This is a genomic window from Klebsiella sp. PK01 (genome assembly GCF_057624675.1).
This window is the reverse complement of sequence record NZ_JBYEZM010000001.1, coordinates 603,342-626,755: the sequence shown is the minus strand read 5'-3', so window position 1 is coordinate 626,755 and position 23,414 is coordinate 603,342. Positions and strand designations below refer to the sequence as shown.

The 23,414-nt window shown below is 57.2% G+C and carries 21 protein-coding genes; 9 read left to right on the top strand and 12 right to left on the bottom strand.

Translation table 11 applies throughout. The annotated features are described in order from the left end of the window. Positions 1–226: 226 nt before the first annotated feature. Both AC22LX_RS03025 and AC22LX_RS03020 read left to right on the top strand, forming a co-directional pair. Positions 227–3,004, top strand: a complete 2,778-nt coding sequence (locus AC22LX_RS03025) for a flavocytochrome c (protein ID WP_063447893.1) — start codon at positions 227–229, stop codon at positions 3,002–3,004. A gap of 62 nt (positions 3,005–3,066) precedes the next feature. Continuing rightward, complete coding sequence (locus AC22LX_RS03020) at positions 3,067–4,017, top strand: FAD:protein FMN transferase (RefSeq protein ID WP_047077725.1); 951 nt, start codon at positions 3,067–3,069, stop codon at positions 4,015–4,017. Here the strand turns inward: AC22LX_RS03020 and dcuR are convergent. Both dcuR and AC22LX_RS03010 read right to left on the bottom strand, forming a co-directional pair. Further along, a complete protein-coding gene (gene dcuR / locus AC22LX_RS03015) occupies positions 3,998–4,717 on the bottom strand; it encodes a two-component system response regulator DcuR (protein WP_047042881.1) in 720 nt (239 codons plus the stop codon). The genes AC22LX_RS03020 and dcuR overlap by 20 nt on opposite strands. After that, positions 4,714–6,330, bottom strand: coding sequence for a sensor histidine kinase (locus AC22LX_RS03010; RefSeq protein WP_045392345.1), 1,617 nt, complete (start codon positions 6,328–6,330; stop codon positions 4,714–4,716). Before AC22LX_RS03010 ends, dcuR begins: the two co-directional genes overlap by 4 nt. A gap of 305 nt (positions 6,331–6,635) precedes the next feature. Between AC22LX_RS03010 and AC22LX_RS03005 the strand changes: the two genes are divergently transcribed. From AC22LX_RS03005 to AC22LX_RS02995, 3 genes are all read left to right on the top strand, one after another. Next, positions 6,636–7,556 (top strand): N-acetylmuramic acid 6-phosphate etherase, encoded by a 921-nt coding sequence (locus AC22LX_RS03005; protein WP_045392343.1) that lies wholly within the window; start codon positions 6,636–6,638, stop codon positions 7,554–7,556. A gap of 245 nt (positions 7,557–7,801) precedes the next feature. Continuing rightward, positions 7,802–9,457: a malate dehydrogenase (quinone) gene (mqo, locus tag AC22LX_RS03000; protein ID WP_045392556.1), complete on the top strand. Its 1,656-nt coding sequence runs from the start codon at positions 7,802–7,804 to the stop codon at positions 9,455–9,457. Positions 9,458–9,614: 157 nt separating this feature from the next. Beyond that, the gene (locus AC22LX_RS02995; protein WP_045392340.1) at positions 9,615–10,541 is read left to right on the top strand and encodes a LysR family transcriptional regulator; all 927 of its coding nucleotides are present in this window, start codon (positions 9,615–9,617) and stop codon (positions 10,539–10,541) included. Here the strand turns inward: AC22LX_RS02995 and mdcH are convergent. The 9 genes from mdcH to AC22LX_RS02950 form a co-directional block, all read right to left on the bottom strand. After that, positions 10,531–11,433, bottom strand: coding sequence for a malonate decarboxylase subunit epsilon (mdcH, locus tag AC22LX_RS02990; RefSeq protein WP_042892381.1), 903 nt, complete (start codon positions 11,431–11,433; stop codon positions 10,531–10,533). The genes AC22LX_RS02995 and mdcH overlap by 11 nt on opposite strands. Beyond that, positions 11,433–12,050, bottom strand: a complete 618-nt coding sequence (locus tag AC22LX_RS02985) for a malonate decarboxylase holo-ACP synthase (protein ID WP_045392337.1) — start codon at positions 12,048–12,050, stop codon at positions 11,433–11,435. The genes mdcH and AC22LX_RS02985 overlap by 1 nt, the downstream gene beginning before the upstream one ends. Before the next feature lie 3 nt (positions 12,051–12,053). After that, the gene (locus tag AC22LX_RS02980; RefSeq protein WP_004148291.1) at positions 12,054–13,013 is read right to left on the bottom strand and encodes an AEC family transporter; all 960 of its coding nucleotides are present in this window, start codon (positions 13,011–13,013) and stop codon (positions 12,054–12,056) included. A gap of 136 nt (positions 13,014–13,149) precedes the next feature. Beyond that, positions 13,150–13,950: a biotin-independent malonate decarboxylase subunit gamma gene (gene mdcE / locus AC22LX_RS02975; protein WP_063447891.1), complete on the bottom strand. Its 801-nt coding sequence runs from the start codon at positions 13,948–13,950 to the stop codon at positions 13,150–13,152. Then, positions 13,950–14,783 carry a biotin-independent malonate decarboxylase subunit beta gene (locus AC22LX_RS02970; RefSeq protein WP_012541866.1) on the bottom strand — a complete coding sequence of 278 codons (834 nt, stop codon included), beginning with the start codon at positions 14,781–14,783 and terminating at the stop codon, positions 13,950–13,952. Before AC22LX_RS02970 ends, mdcE begins: the two co-directional genes overlap by 1 nt. Beyond that, positions 14,776–15,075 carry a malonate decarboxylase acyl carrier protein gene (gene mdcC, locus AC22LX_RS02965; RefSeq protein WP_008805033.1) on the bottom strand — a complete coding sequence of 100 codons (300 nt, stop codon included), beginning with the start codon at positions 15,073–15,075 and terminating at the stop codon, positions 14,776–14,778. Before mdcC ends, AC22LX_RS02970 begins: the two co-directional genes overlap by 8 nt. Before the next feature lie 17 nt (positions 15,076–15,092). After that, complete coding sequence (locus AC22LX_RS02960) at positions 15,093–15,935, bottom strand: triphosphoribosyl-dephospho-CoA synthase (RefSeq protein WP_049060956.1); 843 nt, start codon at positions 15,933–15,935, stop codon at positions 15,093–15,095. Further along, the gene (gene mdcA, locus AC22LX_RS02955; protein WP_049060955.1) at positions 15,935–17,590 is read right to left on the bottom strand and encodes a malonate decarboxylase subunit alpha; all 1,656 of its coding nucleotides are present in this window, start codon (positions 17,588–17,590) and stop codon (positions 15,935–15,937) included. Before mdcA ends, AC22LX_RS02960 begins: the two co-directional genes overlap by 1 nt. A gap of 225 nt (positions 17,591–17,815) precedes the next feature. Further along, positions 17,816–18,850 (bottom strand): AI-2E family transporter, encoded by a 1,035-nt coding sequence (locus tag AC22LX_RS02950; RefSeq protein WP_015366785.1) that lies wholly within the window; start codon positions 18,848–18,850, stop codon positions 17,816–17,818. A gap of 198 nt (positions 18,851–19,048) precedes the next feature. Between AC22LX_RS02950 and AC22LX_RS02945 the strand changes: the two genes are divergently transcribed. The 4 genes from AC22LX_RS02945 (at position 19,049) to AC22LX_RS02930 (ending at position 22,235) form a co-directional block, all read left to right on the top strand. Then, positions 19,049–19,183, top strand: coding sequence for a protein YdgV (locus tag AC22LX_RS02945; protein WP_474995037.1), 135 nt, complete (start codon positions 19,049–19,051; stop codon positions 19,181–19,183). A gap of 115 nt (positions 19,184–19,298) precedes the next feature. Next, positions 19,299–19,661 (top strand): multidrug/spermidine efflux SMR transporter subunit MdtJ, encoded by a 363-nt coding sequence (gene mdtJ / locus AC22LX_RS02940; RefSeq protein WP_021463805.1) that lies wholly within the window; start codon positions 19,299–19,301, stop codon positions 19,659–19,661. Then, positions 19,648–19,977: a multidrug/spermidine efflux SMR transporter subunit MdtI gene (gene mdtI / locus AC22LX_RS02935; protein ID WP_045392324.1), complete on the top strand. Its 330-nt coding sequence runs from the start codon at positions 19,648–19,650 to the stop codon at positions 19,975–19,977. Before mdtJ ends, mdtI begins: the two co-directional genes overlap by 14 nt. Positions 19,978–20,078: 101 nt before the next feature. Next, positions 20,079–22,235 carry a putative bifunctional diguanylate cyclase/phosphodiesterase gene (locus AC22LX_RS02930; protein ID WP_063447890.1) on the top strand — a complete coding sequence of 719 codons (2,157 nt, stop codon included), beginning with the start codon at positions 20,079–20,081 and terminating at the stop codon, positions 22,233–22,235. On the opposite strand, the gene AC22LX_RS02925 is transcribed toward AC22LX_RS02930, so the two are convergent. Further along, positions 22,236–23,048 (bottom strand): trypsin-like serine peptidase, encoded by an 813-nt coding sequence (locus tag AC22LX_RS02925; protein ID WP_047042911.1) that lies wholly within the window; start codon positions 23,046–23,048, stop codon positions 22,236–22,238. Positions 23,049–23,414: the final 366 nt, after the last annotated feature.

The following is a 23,414-nucleotide window of genomic DNA, read 5'->3' as shown; positions in this document are numbered from 1 at the left end:
TGTTATCATTCATTTGTATTATGTAAATGCGATATATAAATTTAATAATACAATGGAGGTATTGCTGTTATTGCAGGTATTAAATAGTTTTTTAACTAACGTAATTAATTTAGTAACTAAAAAACACGCTATATTATTGGCATGACAACAGGAATGAAAATAAACAATCAATAAAATTTCCGTCACCCAATTCTGAATTTCAATATTTAAAATCTGGAGTATTAATATGACCAGTAACGAACGAATTCTGCAGCCATTTACTTTACCGAATGGGACTGAACTGAAAAACCGTTTGCTAATGGCGCCAATGACCACCTGCACCGGTTATTTCGATGGTACCGTCACCAGCGAGCTCGTTGAATACTATCGCGCCCGCGCCGGCAGCATCGGGACTATCATCGTTGAATGCTGCTTTATTGATGATTATGGTCTGGCCTTCCCGGGCGCTATCGGCATCGATAACGATGAAAAAATCGCCGGGCTGGCAAAAATCGCCGAAGCGATTAAAGCGGAAGGCTCAAAAGCGATTCTGCAGATTTACCACGGCGGCCGCATGGTTGACCCACAGTTGATTGGCGGTCGCCAGCCGGTGGCGCCAAGCGCTATTGCCGCGCCGCGCGACGGCGCCGCTATGCCGCGCGCCCTCAGTGGTGAAGAAGTCGAAGGCATGATCGCCAAATTTGGCGACGGCGTGCGTCGCGCGATTCTTGCCGGTTTCGACGGCGTCGAAATCCACGGCGCCAACACCTATCTTATCCAGCAGTTCTATTCGCCGAACTCTAACCAGCGTGACGATGAGTGGGGCGGCAGCCGCGACAACCGCGCCAGATTCCCGCTGGCGGTACTGGACATCACGCATAAAATGGCCCGTCAGTACGCTGACGATGCCTTTATTATCGGCTATCGCTTCTCGCCGGAAGAGATGGAAGTCCCGGGGATCCGCTTCGACGACACCATGTATCTGCTGGAAAAACTGGCCGCCCGCGGCGTCGATTATCTGCATTTCTCGGTTGGCGCGACGCTGCGCCCGTCTATCGTTGATACCAGCGATCCGACGCCGCTGATTGAAAAATACTGCGCCATGCGTTCTGAAACGCTGGCGCAGGTGCCGGTGATGGGTGTCGGCGGAGTGGTTAACGCAGCCGACGCCGAACAGGGCCTCGATCACGGTTATGACCTGATGGCCGTCGGCCGCGCCTGCATCGCCTATCCGGACTGGGCTTCACGTATCGCCGCCGGCGAAGAGCTGGAACTCTTTATCGACAGCACCCAGCGCGAGGCGCTGCATATTCCGGAACCGCTGTGGCGTTTCTCGCTGGTCGAAGCGATGATCCGCGACATGAGCATGGGCGACGCGAAATTTAAACCGGGGATGTTTGTCGAAACCGTTCAGGACGATGCCAACGAACTGGTCATTAACGTCAGCCTCGAAAACGATCGCATTGCGGATATCGAGCTGGCCGCAAGCCCAGTACAGAGCGTTGAATTTACCACCAGCTTCGAAGAGATCCGCGAACGTATTCTGACCGCCAACACGCCGCACGTCGATGCTATCTCCGGCGCGACCAGCCAGAGCGAAGCGGTGAAAAAAGCGGTGTCCAAAGCGATGCTGAAATCCAGCAAAGCGCTGGCCGCGGAAGAGGGCGGCAACGATACCGCGCCGAAAAGCTATGACGTTGTGGTGGTGGGGAGCGGCGGCGCCGGTCTGGCTGCGGCGATTCAGGCCCACGACGAAGGCGCCAGCGTGCTGATCGTCGAAAAAATGCCGACTATTGGCGGCAATACCATCAAAGCTTCCGCCGGGATGAACGCCGCGGAAACCCGCTTCCAGCGCGTCAAAGGTATTCAGGACAGTAAAGAGTTGTTCTATCAGGAAACCCTGAAGGGCGGCCACAACAAAAACAACCCGCAGCTGCTGCGCCGTTTCGTTGAAAACGCGCCGCAAGCCATTGAATGGCTGGCGGACCGTGGGATTATGCTTAACGATATCACCACCACCGGCGGGATGAGTATCGACCGTACCCACCGTCCGCGCGACGGATCGGCGGTTGGCGGCTACCTGATTAGCGGTCTGGTGCGTAATATCACCAAACGCGGTATCGATGTGCTGCTGGATACCTCGGTAGAAGAGATCCTGATGCGCGACGACGAAGTGAGCGGCGTGCGTCTTATCAACGATGAACAAGAGATCATCGAAGTGCAGACCAAAAGTATTATCGTGGCGACCGGCGGCTTCAGCGCCAACAGCGCGATGGTGGTGAAATATCGTCCTGACCTCGAAGGCTTCGTGACCACCAACCATAAAGGGGCGACCGGTAGCGGTATCGCGCTGCTGGAACGTATTGGCGCCGGCACCGTGGACATGGGCGAAATTCAAATTCACCCGACCGTTGAGCAGCAGACCTCGTACCTGATTTCCGAATCGATTCGCGGCGGCGGCGCTATTCTCGTTAACCAGCAGGGGAACCGCTTCTTCAACGAGATGGAGACCCGCGATAAAGTGTCTGCGGCGATTATCGCGCTGCCGGAACACTATGCTTACATCGTCTTCGACGAGCATGTGCGGGCGAAAAACAAAGCCGCCGACGAGTATATCGCCAAAGGCTTCGTCACCAGCGCCAGCTCGCCGCGTGAACTGGCGGAGAAACTGGGGATGGATTACCATGCGTTCCTCGCTACCCTGGAATGCTACAACGGCGCGGTGGAAAAACAGCACGATGAAGCGTTTGGCCGCACAACCGCGCTGCGCGCGCCGATTAACGAAGGCCCGTTCCACGCCATTCGTATTGCCCCAGGGGTACACCACACTATGGGCGGCGTGACCATTAATACCGATGGCGAAGTGCTGAATGTGGCACAGCAGCCGATTCGCGGCGCCTACGCCGCGGGTGAAGTGGTTGGCGGTATCCATGGCGGTAACCGCATCGGCGGTAACGCGGTCGCGGATATCATCATCTTCGGTACCCTCGCGGGCCATCAGGCGGCGAAACGTGCCAGAGGATAATAGGTAATTGCTGATGCCGGGCTGGCTTAGCCGCCCGGCTTATCCCTTCTAAGGAGAGCCCGATGTCCGATAACCGCGTCTATAGCTACTCCGCCGTGTTGATGGGCTCGCCCATCTTGCTCAAACTCTATTCCCACGATGAGGCACTGGCCTCCCGCGTATTTCAGTTAATTAAACGCTACGAAGATCTGCTCACCGTTAACCGCGCGCAGTCGCAGGTAATGAATATCAACCATGCCGCCGGGCGTCATCCCGTTACCGTTAGCCGTCCGGTGTACCAGCTGATTAAGTGCGCTAAAGCCGCCAGTATGGTGCGCGACAGCGCCTTTAATCTGGCTATTGGCCCGCTGGTTAAACTGTGGCGCATTGGCTTTCAGGGGCATAGCGTGCCGTCGGCGGCGGATATTGCGGCGCGGCTGCCGTTAACCCGCCCGCAGGATGTCATTCTTGATGACGAAAAGCAGAGCGTGTGGCTGGCGCAGGCTGGAATGGAAATTGACCTTGGCGCAATCGCCAAAGGATATATCGCCGACCGGGTACGCGATTACCTGGGCCAGCAGGGGATCGAACAGGCGCTGATTAATCTCGGCGGCAATGTACATACGTTAGGGGAATGGGCGATTGGGCTGAAAAAACCCTTTGCCGCGGCGCAGGAACTTATCGGCTCGATTGCCGTTAGCGGGCAGTCGGTTGTCACTTCAGGCACCTATGAACGCTATTTCGAGCAGGATGGCAAACGCTGGCACCATATCCTCGATCCGCGCAGCGGCTATCCATTGGATAACGAACTCGACAGCGTCACGGTCATTTCCGCGGATTCACTGGACGGCGATATCTGGACTACGCTGCTGTATGGCCTTGGCGTGGAGAAGGGCTGCGCGGCGCTGCGCCAGCGGGACGACATTGAAGCGATCTTTGTCACCAAAAACCGCAACGTGATTCTATCGTCACCGCAGCGCATCCGCTTTCAGCTGCGCGACAGCGGCTACCAGATTACTGACTGTACTGCTTGAGCAGGCCGTACTGCTCGGCGACCAGCCGGTAGCGATACACCGGTCGGCCGGTCGCGCCGTAATGGATGGTGGTGTAGAGAATATTGATCTGCGCGAGCCAGATCAGATATTTGCGGCAGGAGACGCGCGAGATATTCACCGCCGCCGCCAGCTCATCGGTAGAAAATTCCACATCAGGGTGGCTGTCAATCCACTGGCACAGTGTGCGTAGGGTTTGCGCCGTTAAGCCTTTCGGTAGCTTACGCGCGTCAGCCGCTTCCGGCGCGCCGCCGTGCAGTAGACGATCGACATCCGCCTGCTCGTAATAGGGCTGGCCGGTCATCAGTTTGCGCTTTTCGCGCCATGCGGTCAGCGCCTCTTCAAAGCGCGGGAACTGGAAAGGTTTAATCAGATAATCCACCACGCCGTAGTGCATGGCGGTTTGAACGGTGGCGGCATCGGCGGCGGAGGTTATCATAATCACGTCGATGGCGCGGCCGCTGGCGCGAATGGTCGGCAGCAGATCCAGGCCGCTATCCTGCTGCATATAAACGTCCAGCAGTACTAAATCGATCGCCATCTGCGGGTCGTTAATCATCTCCTGGGCTTTGCCGAGCGTCGACGCGGTGCCGCAGCAGCTGAAACCGGGGATGCGCGCCACGTACAGGCGGTTCAGCTCGGCAACCATCGCATCGTCGTCAACAATCAATACATTTATCACGCTTTTTTCCTTTTACTATCCCAGGGCAGGTGAACAAAAAATTGGGTAAATACGCCAGGCTCGGACTCAACGGCTAGCGTGCCGCCGAGTTCGTGGAGCTGCTGGTTGGCGAGAAACAGGCCGACGCCGCGATTCTCGCCTTTGGTGGAGAAGCCCTTATTAAAAATGGCGTCGATATTGGCCGCCGGGATCCCCGGGCCGTCGTCGCTGACTTCACCGCTTAGCCAGCCATCCTGATAGTGCAATAGCAGGCTCACTTCGCCTTCCGCCTGGCCGCTCATCGCATCCAGCGCATTTTCAATGAGATTACCTAATACCGTTACCAGCACGGTGACCTGTTTTTCATTCGGGCAATCCGGCACCAGGCTTTCTTCGGCGAGGTTCAAGGTGAAGCCTCGCTCTTTGGCGCGCTGGATTTTACCAATCAGGAAGCCGGCGACCACCGGCGATTTTATCCGGTGCTGAATTTCGCCGATGTCGGCCTGATAGGCATGGGCGGTTTGCAGTACATATTCTTCCAGCTTGTCATAGCTTTTCATATTCAGCAGGCCGAGGATCACGTGCAGCTTGTTCATAAATTCGTGCGAAGTGGTGCGCAGGGCATCGACGTAGCTCATCATGCCATCCAGCCGTTGCACCAGTTGACTCATCTCGGTTTTATCGCGGAAGGTGCTGATGGCGCCGACGATGGCGTTCTGGCTGCGCACCGGGACGGTATTGCTAATCAGCAACAAGCCATTACAGCCGAGCGCGCGGTCATAGATGGGCTCGCCGCTGCGCAGAACTTCCTGCAGGTCCGCCAGCAGCGGGGTGCGATCGATGCTTTTATCCGGCCCGCTAAGTAACATGCCGCGGGCGGCCGGGTTAATCAGCGTGACCTGGCCGCTGCTATCCACGGCAATCACGCCTTCTTTGAGCGAGTGCAGCATCGCCTGACGCTGTTGGAACTGGGTAGAGATATCCTGCGGCTCCAGCCCCAGCAAAATACGCTTCAAGCCGCGCACCAGGCTCCAGGTGCCGATTGCGCAGACCAGCGCGCTGAACAGAATGGTCAGCAGGACGTCCCAGCGGCTATTGGCGATCTGTTCGTCGACTTTACTCAGCGAAATCCCCACCACCACCACGCCTATCTGTTGATGCTGTTCATTGAATACCGGGGTGAACACGCGCAGCGCCGGCGCCAGTACGCCGTGGTTAATCGCCACGTTTTCGCGCCCGGCGAGCGTCGGGCGGATATCTTCGCCGATAAACGGTTTACCGATGATGGCGCTATCCGGATGCGAATAGCGGATACCGCGCATGTCGGTCACAATCGCGTAAAGCAGATCGTTACGTCGGGTAATGGCCTGCGCCAGCGGCTGAATAATATTGCTCTGCGGCGGCTCGCTGAGGCCGCGCTTCACCTGCGGCATATCGGCCATGGTGCGCGCCACCGCCAGCGCCGTCTCTTTTAAGCCGTCGCGGGTGGCGTTGCTGATCTGCATAAACCATAGCGCGTAGACCAGCAGTAGCACCGCGCCGATAACGCTGCCAATCATCAGCGTGACAGCGGTACTTAATTTCAGGCTGCGGGCGCGCTTACGGGCGGGCGGCTGTAGCTCGGCTTCCTTCATGACAACCCCGGTCAATTCGTTGAACGATCATTATCGCCGATAGGGCGGCTTTCATAAAGCCGTGTAATAACAGTAAAACCGGCTTACCGGGTATCCGCTGCCTGACATGCGTAGCCCTCATGCTCGGATAACGCGCAATCGCGCCGCGATTAGGTGTCGAGTGAACAAACTGTGACCCCCGTGGCGGTAAAACCGTGGATGAAGGCTTTACACTGGCCGCATCAATCAAATAGCCGTGATGAATGAATGGATATGTCATTGCTATTGATGTAGCCGCAGTGAGTTCGGTTTTAAATGGAGGTTTTATGAGCAGTAAGCCAACCGCATCAATGCTGGAACGACGCCACCCGCAAACGCGCCATATCGATACGCTCGCCACCCTCGATATGCTGACCCTGCTGCAGCAGGATAACAAACAGATAGCCGTCGCCATCGATGCCTGCCTGCCGCAGATTACCCGGCTGGTGGATAACGCCGCGGCGACCCTGAGCCGGGGAGGACGGCTGGTGATCATTGGCGCCGGGGCATCCGGGCAGGCGGCGTTGCAAACGGTTAATGACTATTCCCCTGAAGCCAATCACTCACTGGTGGCGATTATCGCCGGCGGCGAAGAGAGCTCGCTGCAGGCGGCCGAGATGGCGGCTAACGATTATGACGCGGGCGTGCGCGATTTGCAGCTACATGCCTTCAGCGCCAACGATATGCTGCTGGCCCTTTCCGTCAGCGGCAAAACACCGTGGGTGTGGGGAGCCATGCGTCACGCCTGGTCGCTGGGAGCGCCGATTGCGCTACTGACGCAGCTGAGCGACAGCGAGGCTGCGCAGCTGGCGGATATTATTATTGCGCCGCAGACCGGGCCGGAGGCGGTAGCCGGTTATGGCAACCCGAAAGCGCAACTGGCGCAGCGGCAGATCCTCACCCTGTTAACTACCGGCCTGGCGGTACGCAGCGGCAAGGTGTACGGCAACCTGCGCGTAGACCTCCAGGCAACCAGCCCGCGTTGGGAGGAGCGGCAAATCGCCATGGTGATGGCCGCCACAGAGTGTACGCGCGCGCAAGCCAAAGCCGCGTTGGCCAGTTGCAATCAGCATTGTCGGACGGCGATTCTGATGCTGATGACGGGGCTTGATGCCTGGCAGGCGCGGGATCTGCTCAGCGAAAACAACAACCATCTGCGTATCGCCCTGGGTGAAGCGCAAGAGAAAACGCCATGTAACGTCAATTAATTTCCTCGCCGCGCCGGTTTGTTAAATAACTAAATAAACCGGCGCTATATTTCTTATCGCCTGAATAATCCTGCTTTTTTTGCCGCTATTTTCACAATAACCGCCAGTGAAATAAATAAACTGCTTTTTTAAGTTAAAAAACTGTTTGCATTAAAATATCGAAGTGTAAATGATATTTTAAAATAAAGTAAAAGTGCGTTAATATGACGGCTCTTATTACACTTTTGCTACGCGATATTTCTATTATGCCTGCAATTAAAAAAACGATTATATCTATGACCGCATTAGCGATGTTCGTCAGTACGGCGACCTACGCGAATGGCGATACCTCGAAAAAAACTGATTTTCTGCTGATCGGCGGCGGCATCATGAGCGCTTCGCTGGGCACCTGGCTGCAGGAACTGCAGCCGGAGTGGAAACAGGTGATGGTGGAGAAACTCGACGGCGTCGCGCTGGAGTCCTCTAACGGCTGGAATAACGCCGGTACCGGTCACTCGGCAAATATGGAACTGAACTACACGCCGCAGCGTGCAGACGGTTCTATTGATGTCAGCAAAGCGCTGGATATCAATGAACAGTTTATGATTTCGCGCCAGTTCTGGTCGGCGCAGGTCAAACGCGGTATTTTGCACGACCCGCACTCGTTTATTAATTCCACGCCGCATATGAGTTTCGTGTGGGGCGATAATGTGGATTATCTGCAAAAGCGTTATAACGCGCTGCAGCAGACTACCTTATTCCAGGGAATGAAATTCTCCACCGATCACGCGCAAATTAAACAGTGGGCGCCGTTGGTCATGGAAGGACGCGATCCGCAGCAAAAAGTGGCCGCCACCTGGACGCCGGTCGGTACCGACGTGAACTACGGTGAAATCACCCGTCAGCTGATCGGCAGCCTGAAAAAGAGCAGCAATTTCTCGCTGCAGACCTCTTCTGAAGTCACCGATTTCAAACGCAATGCCGACAACTCCTGGCACGTGACGATTAAGAACGTGAAGAGCGGTGAAGAGCAGGCTATCGACGCCAAATATGTCTTCATCGGCGCCGGCGGCGGCGCGCTGAAGCTGCTGCAGAAAACCGGCATTCCGGAAGCGGACAACTATGCGGGCTTCCCGGTAGGCGGCTCGTTCCTGATGACCGAAAACCCGGAGCTGACTAAACTGCACCAGCAGAAAGTCTATGGTCAGGCCTCGGTTGGCGCGCCGCCGATGTCGGTACCGCACCTGGATGCTCGTTACCTCGATGGTAAGCGCGTGGTGCTGTTCGGACCATTCGCCACCTTCTCCACCAAGTTCCTGAAAAACGGTTCGTTCTTCGATCTGCTGAGCACCACCACCACCAGCAACGTACTGCCGATGACCCACGTTGGCCTCGACAACTTCGATCTGGTGAAGTACCTGATTAGCCAGGTTATGCTCAGCGATGATGACCGCTTTGCGGCGCTGAAAGAGTACTACCCGAACGCGCGCAAAGAAGACTGGAAACTGATTCAGGCCGGTCAGCGCGTGCAGATCATCAAAAAAGACGCGGAGAAGGGCGGCGTTCTGAAGCTCGGTACCGAAGTGGTGGTCGATCAGCAGAAAACGATTTCTGCGCTGCTCGGCGCATCGCCAGGTGCTTCCACCGCCGCGCCGATCACCCTGAACGTTCTCAAGCAGATGTTCCCGCAGCGGTTTAACTCGCCGGAATGGCAGAGCCGCATTCGCGCTATCGTGCCGAGCTACGGCGAGAAGTTAAACGGCAACGTGGCCCTGACCCAGCAGGTTTGGGATGACACCGCCGCGGCGCTGCAACTGACCAAGCCTCCGGTCATTCAGATGCCAGAGTCCGCGCCGACCGCGACCGCCAAACCGGCAGAGACGCCGCGCGAAGCCTCGCCGCAGCACGATATGGCGCTGTAACGACGCATCCAGGCAGTGAATAAAAGGGAAGACCATGGTCTTCCCTTTTTTGCGTTATTTACCGGCTGACGCCGCGCGCTGCCTGCAACTTTGGCCTCATAAAAGATATACTGGTTTGAATTGAAACAGAAAATTAAACCAGGAGTGTGGAAGGGCTATGAAAGACGATATCAACCAGGAGATCACCTTCCGCAAGCTGTCGGTCTTTATGATGTTTATGGCGAAGGGCAATATCGCCAGAACCGCCGAAGCCATGAAGCTCAGCAGCGTTAGCGTTCACCGCGCGCTGCATACGCTCGAAGAGGGGGTCGGCTGCCCGCTGTTTGTCCACAAAGGGCGTAACCTGCTGCCGCTGCAGGCGGCGTGGACGCTGCTCGAATACTGCCAGGATGTGATGAGTCTGATGAGTCGCGGGCTTGAGGCGACGCGCAAAGTCGCCGGCGTTGGTCAGGGGCGGTTGCGCATTGGTACTCTCTATTCGCTGACGCTGGAAACCGTTCCGCGCATCATTATGGGGATGAAGCTGCGTCGCCCGGAGCTTGAACTGGATCTGACGATGGGCTCCAACCAGATGCTGCTGGATATGCTGGAAGACGATGCCCTTGACGCTATTTTAATCGCCACCAATGAAGGCGAGTACAATAATTCGGCCTTCGACGTGGTGCCGCTGTTTGAAGATGATATCTTCCTCGCCGCGCCGGCGACGGAACAGCTGGATACCTCGCAGCTCGCCGACCTGCGCGATTACGCCGATCGCAAGTTTGTCTCGCTGGCGGAAGGGTTTGCGACTTATGCCGGGTTTCAGGAGGCTTTTCAGGTAGCCGGTTTTGAGCCGGAAATTGTGACCAGGGTGAATGATATCTTTTCGATGATAAGCCTGGTGCAGGCGGGCGTCGGCTTCGCGCTGCTGCCGGGGCGCATGAAGAAAGTCTATGAAAACGATGTGCAGCTGTTAAAGCTGGCGGAACCCTATCAGATGCGCCAGCTGATCTCTATCGTCTATTCACACCATCGCGAGCGCGATGCCGACCTGCTGGCGCTGGCGGCGGAAGGGCGCATGTACGCCCGCAGCATTAATCGCTAAGCCGCTTTGCAAGATGGCGGGCGACGTCTACGCCGCTGCGCTCCAGCGCAATGGTCTCGCCGCGCCAGCCTGCCTGGCGGGTCAGGCAGGTGAGCACGCCGCCGGGCGGCATCTCGATTGCCAGTCTCGCGTCGCGTTCATCGGCGGCGATCATCGCCTCCTGCCAATGTACGGTGCGCGCCATGTTCATCGCCAGATCGTCGGCGATCCGCTGCGGATCCCACAGCACGCGCGCCGTCGAGCCGCTTAAATAGGCGCGCTGAGGGCGCGTTAAGGTGACCTCGGCGAAGGCTTTTGCGAGGGCGACGGCCGGTTTAGCCAACAGCGCGCAGTGCGACGGCACGCTGACCGCCAGCCGTTGGGCTTTACTGGCGCCAGCCTGCAGCGCCAGCTGCGCCACCTCGGCCATGGCGTCATCACGCCCGGCGATCACGATCTGCGTTTCGGCGTTCAGGTTGGCGAGATACACCTCGTGGCCCTGCATCAGCGCCTCAATCCGCGGGCGTGTCAGCCCCATAATCGCCGTCAGCCCGTAACCTTCGGGATAAGCCTGCTCCATTAAATCGCCGCGCAGCGCCACCAGCCGCAGCGCGCTGGCGAAATCGAGTGCGCCGGCAATCACAGCAGCCGGAAACGCGCCGATGGACAGACCGCTGACCATCTGCGGATCCACGCCCTGACGCTGTAGCTCGCGCGCCCAGGCCACCCCGGCGATCAGCAGACAAAGCTGGACCGCACGGGTATGCTTTAGCGCATCGGCGCTATCGAGAGTATCGACTTCATCCCCCAGCACGGCGCGCGCCTGGGAGAGGATAGCCTCGCGATCGGGGATTGCCGCCAGCATCGCGGGGCGCTGACCGCCCTGACCGGGAAACGTAAATAAAATCTTCATCATTCCTCCCTGTGCCACGGCGTCGCGGTTAAGCGCGCGCCGCGGGATGTTTTCAGCAGCGCGCGGCCATCGCGCAGCCACTCATTAAGGGCGAAGGCGCCGTAGGGTGTTTCTACCTGGGTATCGGCGCGGCACGGTAGTTGGGCCACCCGGGCCTGCCATTCCAGCAAGGCCTCGCGGTCCAGCGGCTGCGGCGCGCGGATCAGCAGATCCAGATCGCTTGCCGCATGCAGCACCGGGATTTCGGTTGCCAGCGCGTAGCCGGTACTGCCGGTGACGCCCCAGCCCCAGGGCCAGCGGTGTAAGGTGAGGGCGATAGCCGCCTGGACCGGCGGCTGCGAGACAAACGGCGAGCAGAGTAATGCTTCGCGCTCGACAAGCATCTCCGGGGTGACGCTGCGCACGATATTGTGCGCCTGTACCCAGCCGGCGGCGCGCTGCTCGCGCTTCATGCCCCGCACTCCAACCGGGATGCGGGTCTGGTCGTCAACGTCGCGCCTCACCACCACCGGCAGCGCGGCTCGCCACTGCTGAGCCACCCACGGCTCGGCAATAGCTTCCAGGGCGCTGGCGTGGTTTAACCAAACTAAATCGTGGGGACGCGGCGTTGATGACATGGTTTACAGTCCTGAAGTCAAAGAGATAAACAGCGGTAGCGACAGGATACACAGAACCGAGCTTAACAGCAGCACGGCTTCAGCATCCGGAGACTGCACGCCGAAGCGGTTGCCGAAGACCACGCCGAAGAAGCCGGCGGCCAGCGCAATCATCAGGATCGCGGTAATGGCGATAGAGCCGTGCAGACCAAGTAACATCACCAGACCCCAGGCAATAAACGGCTGCACCAGCAGTTTCACGATGGTTGAGGTAGCGATCAGCGCATTGAGCTGCAGTTTACGTGCCGACAGGATCACCCCGGTGAGGAACAGCGCGGCGGCGGTGGCGGCCAGGCCCAGCGGTTTGATCGACGCCAGCAGCAGGTCCGGCATTTTAATGCCGATAGCAGAAAGCACCACCCCAAGCAGCGGGCCCCAGACGATCGGTTTTTTCACCGAACGCCACATCAGCACCGGCAGCATCGCCAGCGTAGAACCGCTGTTTTCACCCGCGGCGCGGGCTTTTTCACGCTCCAGAATCAGCAGGCAGAACGGGGTCATCAGCACCGAGCCGCAGGCGATAGAAACCGCCACCGACAGCGAGGTTGACGCGCCTTCACCCAGCACGCTGCCGAGGATCGGCAGACCCAGCGCGGCATAGTTTGGCAGGGCGACGGTGAGGGTCAGCACCGCGGCATCCTGCGGCGTGCGTTTGAACACGCTGGTGGCGAGGAAGTAGATTGCGGCATAGGTGATCCACATCGCGCCGGTCAGCACCAGCACCAGCGGCGACTGGGCGACGATACCGGCCCACGGCGTTTGTACCGTCGCGCTAAACAGCGTGGCGGGTAAGGCAAAATCCATTACAAAAATATTAAGCAGCGAGACGTTTTTGTTATCTACCATCCCGGCCTTTCCGGCCCAGAAACCCAGCAGCATAATGACGAAAATGGGCGCGAGAGCATGAATAATCACATAAGTCATAAATCACCTGTAAATAAAATAGAGTACTGGCGCGATTGTTATTTTTTCTAAAAGCCGTCCCTTCCCGGAGCGTTTATTCCGCGCTCCGGGAGACTGCTTCCGGCAGGTTTTCTTCTACTACTTACGTACGAACGTCTTACCAGCTGGCGCGCATGCGATCGCGAACCAGTTGTGAGCTGCGGCGGTTTTCCGCGCCCAGGCGGCACTTCAGTGAGGTATCGGTGCGCGCGTCAGCGATGGCGTCGCGCAGGGTACGGCTGACCAGCGACAGATCGCCTTCGTCTGGCGCATCCGGATGGTTGATATCGAGCAGGGCGGAGAGCAGGCCGAGCGTAGCGTAGTTGCTGACGTCGTAGGCCATCGGCGGGATCGTCGCCGCCAGTTTCTCCAGCGCTTCTACGGTACGCAGCGTAATACGCGCCGCCGATTCTTTACCCATCGCGTGAACCAGCACGCCGCTATCGTTAAAGGCGATCAGGCGGTTGGCCTGATAGCCGTGGGCCAGAAACGCCCCGGACATCGCTTTTCCGACAATCAGGCCAATCACCGGGTGGCCGGCAAGACGGGCTTTGGCGTAGGCGCCTGCCGCCCCGGCCAGGGCCTGGTGGATGCCAAAGGCTTCTTCGCGGCGGCCATAGGCCTGGCTCGGGACATCAATTACCGCGACGATCGGCCGTTTGACAGGCCGATCGGCGTCGGCGGCGATGGTTTCGTTGACCACTTTCGCCAGCGTCCAGCCTTCCAGCAGGCCGACTTCGCCGCCGGCGGCGCGCGGGTAGTGGTTGTTGGCGTCAGGTACCACGGCGATAAAGCGGACGTTTTCGCCATCAATCTGGCCATCTGCAACCTGAACAGAGGCGCATAACCCGCTCATCAGCGGCGCGTTGGGCGCCAGTTTGTTCAGCCATAGCGCGGCGCGGTTTGGGAACTGACTCATTATTTATCCTCCCGGGCAAAAAGCTGTTTAATCTGCGCGGTATCCGCCTGCTGGCGGGTATCGAATTGGCTCAAGCGACGCAGATAATCGTCATAGTTGTCGCTGCGGTGTTGTGCCGGCACGCCTTTGGCGATCGCCTCATTCATTGCGGTTTTAACGGCGTTAACGCCATCGTTAACCAGCGCGTCGACCAAGCCGCTGGCGGCGCGAATTTCGCCGCCGGTCATGCTCCAGATAAACGGACGGTTACGGGAGTCGTACTCCTCAATACCGGCTTCCTGCTCGATAACCTGCGGGCCGTTGAGGCCGAGACGGGCTTCACGGGTGACGATAAGGTAGCTGCACAGCGCCGCGGCGATGGACATGCCGCCGAAGCAGCCGACGGTACCGGTAATAATGCCGACCACCGGGGTGTAGCGGCGCAGGTCGACAATCGCGGCATGAATATCGGCGATGGCGGCCAGACCGAGGTTGGCCTCCTGCAGACGTACGCCGCCGGTTTCGAGGCACAGTACCGCCTGCGTCGGGATACCGTTGCGGTTATCTTCCGCCGCCAGCTCCAGCGCGGCGGCCATTTTGGCGCCGGAGACTTCGCCCATGCTGCCGCCCTGGAAGGTGCCTTCGATGGCAATTACCACCGCAGGTTGGCCGTTGATCGTGCCTTTGGCGACCACCATACCGTCGTCGGACTGCGGGACGATGCCCTGCGCGCCGAGCCACGGCGACATAATGCCTTCAAACGGATCCAGCAGTTCGCGGTAGCTGCCGTCGTCCAGCAGGGCGTGGGCGCGTTCGCGAGCGCGCAGTTCAATAAAGCTGCGATCGTTACGCATGAGCAGCCTCCTCAAATACTTGTTCAATACGAATACGGGCGACGCCCGGCGTGGCGCCGAAGTCGTGGATAATCAACTGCCCGGCGGGCAGACCGTTGATCAGGTTCAACCTGTCGAACAGCGCCTGCCAGCGCGCCTGGCTGTTATCCACTGAGGTGGTGATTTGTACGTTGAGCGTGGCGCCCTGTGCGGCGGTATAAAGCACTTCCATATCGCCTGAACCTACGACCCCTGCCAATGCTTTGCCGCTGAGGGCGCGGTTGGCAGGAAATGACAATGTAATCTGTTCCATAACATCCTCTGAATGCGTTAGCCGGAAACCCGGTCGAGAAACAGGGTGGCGGCAAGGAGATCGGCCGCGCCACCCGGCGAGGCGTTTTGCGCCAGCATCTGCGCATCGAGGCGCGCCAGCGCGGCGCGACCGGCGACGCTGGCGCAACCGCCAGCCGCCAGAACCTCACGGGCGCCTTGCTGCATGGCTTCCAGGCCGTTCATGCCGGCCCGCGACAGCACGCAGGTATCGCTCAGCGAGGTCATGATGGCCATCAGCGCGTCGAGGCGCGCCTGCTGCTCGCTGGCGCCTCGCGCCCGGCTTTGCTGCAGTTGCGGCAGCGCCAGGGCGGTAACATGCGGAAATCCGCGCTGCGCTTCCTCGCGTGCCCCCGGTACCTGCCAGCGACGGCTGGCGCGCAGCCCTTTACTAAAGCTTTTCGGCGCGAAGCCGTCAGGCAGGCGGGCGAGGGAGGCGGCAGCGGCGGCGATCGCCTGTGATTGACCCTCTCCACCCAACATCGCCACCGCGCTGACCAGCAGGCCCAGCGCCCAGATAGCGCCGCGGTGGGTGTTAACTCCATCCGTCGCCATCATCATCTGCGCTTCACCTTTGCGACCGAGGCGGCCGACGGTTTCGCGCAGGGCGATATCCGCCGGACGCTGCCAGCTTTGCTGCGCTAGCGCATGAAACGTCGGCTGTAGGCTGCGGGCGGAGCGTTCCATCAGGTCCAGATTGAGATCCTGATGCGCGCCGTTGCCGCGACTATCGACCAGACCCGGTTTCGGGCTCAGACGGGCTTCGTCAATCAGACAGGCGCTGGCGGTATGCGCCAGCCAGCTGACGCGGCTTTCTGCGTGTAGAGGGGAGAGTTTTTTCATTACCAGCTCCGGAATTTTGCCGGTGGGTTGTACAGTCCGTCGGACCATTCCACTAGGTCGGCGACGCTGCCGGCGGCCAGTAGCGAGCGGGTGGCATCGCTGCGGCGAATGCCGATATCTTCCGGGTAGATGACCTTGCCGCTCTGGCGCAGCGCGGCGACGCGTTTGGCATCTACACCGAGGCCAATATCGGTGATCCCGGCCACCGCGGCGACCATCGCCCGGCGCTCTTCAAGGCTCTCCGCCCGGTACAGGTAAGCGATACCCTCTTCGGTCAGCACGTGGGTCACGTCATCGCCGTAAATCATCACCGGCGCCAGCGGCATGCCGGAAGTTTTGGCGACCTCGACCGCATCGAGCGTTTCAACGAAGGTCGGTTTCACGCCGGCCTGGAAGGTTTCGACCATCTGCACCACCAGTTTTTTACCGCGCTGCATCGGGTCTGGTTCAGTGATCATATTGAGCCAGGCCGGGGTGGCGTGGCGGCGACCGTGCGGGTCGTGGCCCATGTTCGGCGCCCCGCCGAAGCCGGAAAGGCGGCCGCGGGTGACGGTGGAGGAGTTGGCCAGACCATCAACCTGCAGGGTCGAACCGATAAACATATCTACCGCGTACTGACCTGCCAGCTGGCAGAAGGCGCGGTTAGAACGCATCGACCCGTCCGGGCCGGTAAAGAAGATATCCGGGCGGGCGCGGATGTACTCTTCCATCCCCAGTTCGCCGCCGAAGCAGTGCACGCTCTCCACCCAGCCGCTCTCGATGGCCGGGATTAAGGTAGGGTGCGGGTTCAGCGTCCAGTGTTTACAGATTTTGCCTTTCAGGCCGAGCTGTTCGCCGTAGGTGGGCAGTAGCAACTCGATGGCGGCGGTATTAAAGCCGATACCGTGGTTAAGCGACTGCACCTGATGCTCCGCGTAGATGCCTTTAATCGCCATCATCGCCATCAGAATGTGTTCTTGCTTAATCAGACGCGGGTCGCGGGTGAACAGCGGTTCAATAAAGAACGGTTTGTCGGCGACCACCACGTAATCGATCCACGAGCCGGGGATATCGACGCGCGGCAGATCGCATTCGTCGTCCACCAGTTCGTTGACCTGGGCTATCACAATGCCGTCGTGGAAGGCGGCGGCTTCAACCAGCGCCGGGGTATCTTCGGTACTCGGTCCGGTATACAGGTTGCCTTTACGGTCAGCTTTATAGCCGGCGATCAGCGCGACGTTTGGCGACAGATCGACATACAGGCGGGAGTAGAGTTCGATATAGGTGTGGATGGCGCCGATTTCGAGCAGACCATCTTCCAGCAGTTGCGAGATGCGCAGGCTTTGCGTGCCGGAGAAAGAGAAATCCAGTTTACGGGCAATGCCTTTTTCAAACAGGTCCAGATGCTCGCTGCGCCCGACGCTTGGCATAATCATATGCAGGTCGTGGATTTTCTGCGGATTGACCTCGGCGAGCATGCGGGAGAGGAAATCAGCCTGCTTCTGGTTGTTACCTTCCAGTACTACCCGGTCGCCAGGGGCGAGCAGATTTTCCAGTACGCTGACCAGTTGGTCAGTGGGGATGACTTTGCCGGCAATCTTCGTTTCGGCCAGCCGCCGCTGTTTTTCCGTCCGGCGACGGTTCCAGACCCGTCCCGTCGTTTGTTCAGCATTCATTGTTAACCTCCTGATTCGACAAATCGTTTCGTTTGTCCTGGTGGAAGTTAGTGTGCGATGCGCAGCGCTGCGCATCAATTAAGCACGCCGGCTAATCGTTAGCTTTAGAGTAATGATTGGATATGCCCATTTGTGATGGGGATCAATAATAAAAAAGGAGTAACGGTCTAAGCGGAAAAGATGAAAGGAGGGGAAGGCTGGCGGATAGGCCAGCCAGATTGCCGGTTATTCTTTACTTAAGTCGCTGAGTAAGAAAGCAATACTCTGCCCGCCGTTGGTTTGCTCAAGGGCGATTTTCACAATGATGGTCAACGGCACCGACAGCAGCATGCCGACCGGGCCAAGCAACCAACCCCAGAATATTAACGACAGAAATACCACCAGCGTGGAGAGCCCCAGTCCGCGGCCCATAATGCGCGGTTCGAGAATATTGCCGAACACCAGGTTGATAATAAGGTAACCGGCAGTGACGATCAGCGCCTCATACAGGCCGCCAAATACCATTACCTGCAAAATCGGCGGGATGGCTGCCAATACCGAACCGATATTGGGAATGTAGTTCAGCGCAAAAGCCAGCAACCCCCACATAAAGGCGAAACGGACGTCCAACAGCGCCAGCATACCCCAGACCACCAGTCCGGTGACCAGGCTTATCGCGGTTTTCAGCACCAGATAGTGGGACACGCTATCAATCGCCCGCTGAATGGCGCCCATCCCCTCAACCGGCCGCGACATCAGCTGCTGGAGCTTGGCGGGCAGTTGCGGCACTTCCAACAGCATAAATACTACGGTGAGCAGCAACAGAAAAATGGACGACATCGCATTCGACAACTGGGTCAACAGGCTGGTAACCAGCGTCATCACCGCGTTGGGATCGATATACTTATTCAGCTCAATGGCGGAGACGGTAAAACCAAAGCGCTGTAGCCATGGCGTGACCGTTTTTAGCGGTTCGGCCAGCGACGTGCGGTATTGTGGCAGAGTGCGCGCCAGTTCGTTAAGCGAGGTGCCAAGCGACGCCAGCAGTACCACCGCCAGCAGGACGATAGCGCCCACCAGTAGCGAAATCGCCAGCACCCGGGGCACCCGACAGCGCACCATCAGCTGGACCAGCGGATTGATCACCACCGCAAGGAACAGCGCTAAGATAAAGGGGACGATAATGTCGGCGGCAAAACGGATGCCCGTAAGGATGATAACCAACATGCCCAGCATGATGACGATCTTGAGTCCATTAAGGGTGATGATGGGTTTGGCCATTGGGTTCCTTACGGTAAAGATGAAAACGTCCTTGATCATAGCGACTTTGCTATACACGTTTATGATGGAGATCAGTTTGAGAAAATACTAATTGAAATCGCGCCTTAGACGTAAAGAATTGCAAAGACTTTGAGTTAATATTAACACTATGGTACAAATTTACTTGTGTTTAACTACCGAGGACAATTTTTTTCCGCAATGACGAGAAGCAACACCGCGGATAATTGTAATTTTATGAACAATCAGTTCAGCTTTTATTTTTCGACTCATCACGCATTACCTTTCATCCTTTCCCGATTTGCTGGCGAACAGCACTGGCGCTCCGCGCTATAGTCCCATTCTCTCTGCCTGAGCTGGCGCACCGCGCACGGCTAAAACTACGTCAGAATTTTTTCGGTTTACCTTCGTAAGCCGTCATGGATTGTATTCTCAAGCAGGAGAAGGGATTATGTTTTATTGGATTTTATTAGCCTTAGCTATCGTTGCTGAAATAACCGGCACGCTGTCTATGAAATGGGCAAGCGTCAGCGGCGGTCATACGGGCTATATTTTAATGCTGGCAATGATTGCGCTTTCATATATTTTCCTGGCCTTCGCCGTTAAAAAGATTGCTCTCGGTGTGGCGTATGCGCTATGGGAAGGTATCGGTATTCTGTTGATTACCGTATTTAGCGTGCTGCTGTTCGATGAAAGCCTGTCTATCGTAAAACTGGCCGGGCTGGCAACGCTGGTCGCGGGTATTGTGCTGATTAAGTCCGGCACAAAGAAAGCGGTGAAACAGCGTGAGGAGACAGCTCATGCAACAGTTTGAGTGGATTCACGGCGCCTGGCTGGCGCTGGCTATCGTACTGGAAATTACCGCGAACGTATTTCTGAAATTTTCCGACGGTTTTCGTCGTAAAATCTACGGTATCCTGTCGCTGGCGGCGGTGTTAGGGGCTTTTAGCGCTCTTTCGCAGGCGGTAAAAGGTATCGATCTTTCCGTCGCTTATGCGTTGTGGGGAGGGTTTGGGATCGCGGCGACTATCGCCGCCGGTTGGATCCTCTTTGGACAACGCCTTAACCATAAAGGCTGGGTTGGCGTCGTGCTGCTGGTAGCCGGCATGGTATTGATAAAACTGGCTTGATATGATGCCGCCTGCGTAAGCTGGCGGCAAATTCTGTCCTCTGTATTACGCTTAAAAAGCAGATTCGGCCTGGTTTCGGTAGGCCGCTATGAGGACAGCGCATGATCCCTTTGCCAGGCTGGCGGAATATTCCCTCTGCCAAAATTCTTTCTGTACTGGTCTTTTTCGCCGGCCTGGGGCTGGTGGTCTCCGTTATTTCTCTTTTCTATTTGTCACAACACCTGGTCAGTATAAAAACCAATGAAATTGATAAGCACCGTTCGATGCTCTCGGTGCAAGGGGCCGTACAGACATCGGTCAATCGGGTGTTGTCTTTGGTATTGGATAATTCGATTTGGGATGATGCGGTTAAACAAACCTATACGCCCCATCTTGACCCACGCTGGCTGTATGATTCGTGGGGGTCGGGTTTTAAAATTAATAATCTCTACGACGGGACTTTTATCCTGGATGAAAACTACCGGATCCTGTGGGGCGCTTTTCGCAGCGAGCCATTTACCGAACCCGATATTGGTTTTTTTGGCAGCGGGCTGCAAGCCCTTATCGAGCAACACGCGAACGCGCTGAGACGTGGTGAAAATGCCTTTGCTGGTATTACCCGCACCCGGGAGGGTATCGCGTTTGTGGGTATCGGCTTGATTCGCCCGACGATCGGTCGCTTACCGGTTTATGACAAGACCCGTCGCTATCTGGTTATTACCCGCCACATTAATCCGACCATGCTGGAAAACCTGGGGAATACTTTCCAGATTAATCGCCTGCATACGACGCAGCTCGCCGGCGAATACAGCGTACCATTGCGCACAGAAGGCGGGGAAACGCTGGCATATCTGAGCTGGCAACCGCGTCTTCCCGGAGCGGAGGCGGCGCGAGCCGCGTCAAACAGCATCAGGCTCATCGCCATTCTGGCGGCGAGTTTGATTCTGCTATTTATTCTGCTCAGTAGCCTGGGGTTATACAAACTGGCGCGCGGCGAACAGCAGGCGCGAAAAAATGCGTTAATCGATTGGCTGAGCCGTTTGCCGAACCGTCGGGCGCTGATTGAACGCTTAAATGCGATGGGCGAATGCGGCAAGAATGAAATGCAGAGCGTGGTATTTATCGATCTCGATGGCTTCAAAGACGTTAATGACAACTATGGCCATGATGTTGGCGACGCGCTAATCGCACGCATTGCCCGCGAATTACGCGACCGTGTTCCGGCGGGGGCGATGCTGGCGCGGATGGGCGGTGATGAATTCGCCATGACCGTCAGCGGTGAACAAGCGGTTAATCAGGCTTCCGCGTTTGCCTGGGCGGTGCTTGAGTTATTAAAAGCCCCTATTGAACTCAGCGAGCGCAAAATATACATCAGCGCCAGTATCGGTATTGCCAGCGGCGTACCGGCATTATGCTCCAGTACCGAGTTATTCCGCCGCGCCGACATGGCTATGTATCACGCGAAGAAGAGCGGTAAGGGGAGAGCGTCCTGGTACGATGATACCCTCAACGAAACGCGTCAGCACCAGTTGCACATTGAAAATGGTATCCGGGAAGGGCTGGAAAGGGGCGAATTTGACGTCTGGTATCAGCCGATCGTCAACGCCGAGACGCTGGCGATGGAAGGCGTAGAGGCGTTGCTGCGCTGGCCGCGGCGTCCTGAAGGCCCGCTGGCGCCGGATGCTTTCATCCCTATCGCCGAAAGTAGCGGATTGATCTACGCGCTAGGTCAATTTGCCTTATCGCAAGCCTGTTACGACTTACAACCGATGGGGGATTTGTTGCTTTCCGTCAATATTTCACCGGCGCAATTCCGCGACCCGGAATTCGAAACGCGGGTGGTCCAAACCCTGGGACGCTGTCAGTTTCCTGCTCGCCGCCTGCAGCTTGAAGTGACCGAAAGCTATGTACTGGAAAACCCGGAGCGCGCCCGCGTGGCTATCGAGAACCTGAAGGCGTTGGGTATCGCCGTCGCGCTGGATGATTTCGGCATTGGCTATTCCAGTATTGGTTATCTACGCAGCTGTCGTTTTGATAGCCTCAAGATTGATAAGTCGTTAGCCGGGGTGGTGGATGTCGACCCACAGGCGGCAGAACTGGTGCGCGGCACGGTACGTATCGCTAATGCGCTGGGGATCACCGTGGTTGCCGAAGGGGTAGAAACTCAGCAGCAGCTGGCGCTGCTGCGGCGGGCGGGATGCGATCGACTGCAGGGATTTTATTTCAGCCAACCGATGCCTATCGATTCATTGCTTCAACTGCGCCAGCAGCAGGGATAATTACTCTTTGGCCAGCGCTTCCAGCTTGTCGAGAAAACCGGTCACGGCAATGGCCCGGTTATCGGCGCGATAGCGATCTTTCGGCCCCGGCGCCGAGCTTTGCACCGCAATGACCTGCCAGCCGTTATCCGTTTTCAACAGCAGTGGAGAACCGCTGTCGCCCGGTAGCGTATCGCATTGATGCGATAACACCGACGTTTGCGCCCATCCCGTCACCAGACAATCCTGGTGGCTATAGAGGCTATCCAGATGATCTTCCGGGTAGCCGGATTGCGTCACTTTGCGGTCCGTGGCTTTTAGCGCCGCGGTCAGCGCTTCTTTATCACCACTAAAAACAGGAACAGGCGTAATACCGCCTGGCGCGTAGCGCAGGACGATCAGGCCAAAGTCCCAGGGGGCTGCGGAAGAGGGGACAATCCAGCCATCGCCGTCAGCTTTAAGCCGTTTGCCTAGCGATGGGTCGGTACGGCCGTCAATCCCGTGAATTTCATAGACCCAGTTGCCTTTACGCGAGATAAAACGCAACGCGACGGCCTTGTCCGGCTTGCCTTTCGGCGGCTGCAGCAAACAGTGACCGGCGGTGAGGGCCAGATGCGGAGAAATCAGCGTTGCGGTACACAGATTACCGCTGGCGGTTTCTAATTGACCGATGGCATCCCAGGGGGAACTGGCCGGATCGCTGACCGCTTTACGATCGTCATGGCCGAAAAAAAGCGTTTTGATATCTTTCGCGCTCATGCCGTCATCATCGGCGTGAGCAAACAGGGGAAATACACAAAACGAACACAGTAATAACAGTACGTCTCTACGCATATCACTCTCTGGGGAGATAATTATGTCTATTGAAAGTAGCAGGAGATTTAAGTTTATGAAAGTTAAGAATAATTTTTATTAAGCCAAACGGCAGATAAAACGACTCCTGAAGACATTTCATCTCTGCGAGAACCATGGTAATTCAGAGGGTTAACGCATAATCTCTGCTGTCGTCATTTCCGCAGAAAGCGGCGGGCAACGCAACATAATTCGTGTATCGGAACGTACGTAAAGCGCGGGAAAAATAATCACTTTGCCTTGCAGGACATTCGTAAAGCGCAATTTTTAGCGGGCGTTTTAGTTGCCTGAAGTACGCAAAAGTTCATCGTCATTGGCGTTTTTTTACCATCTTCTCAATTATTTTCA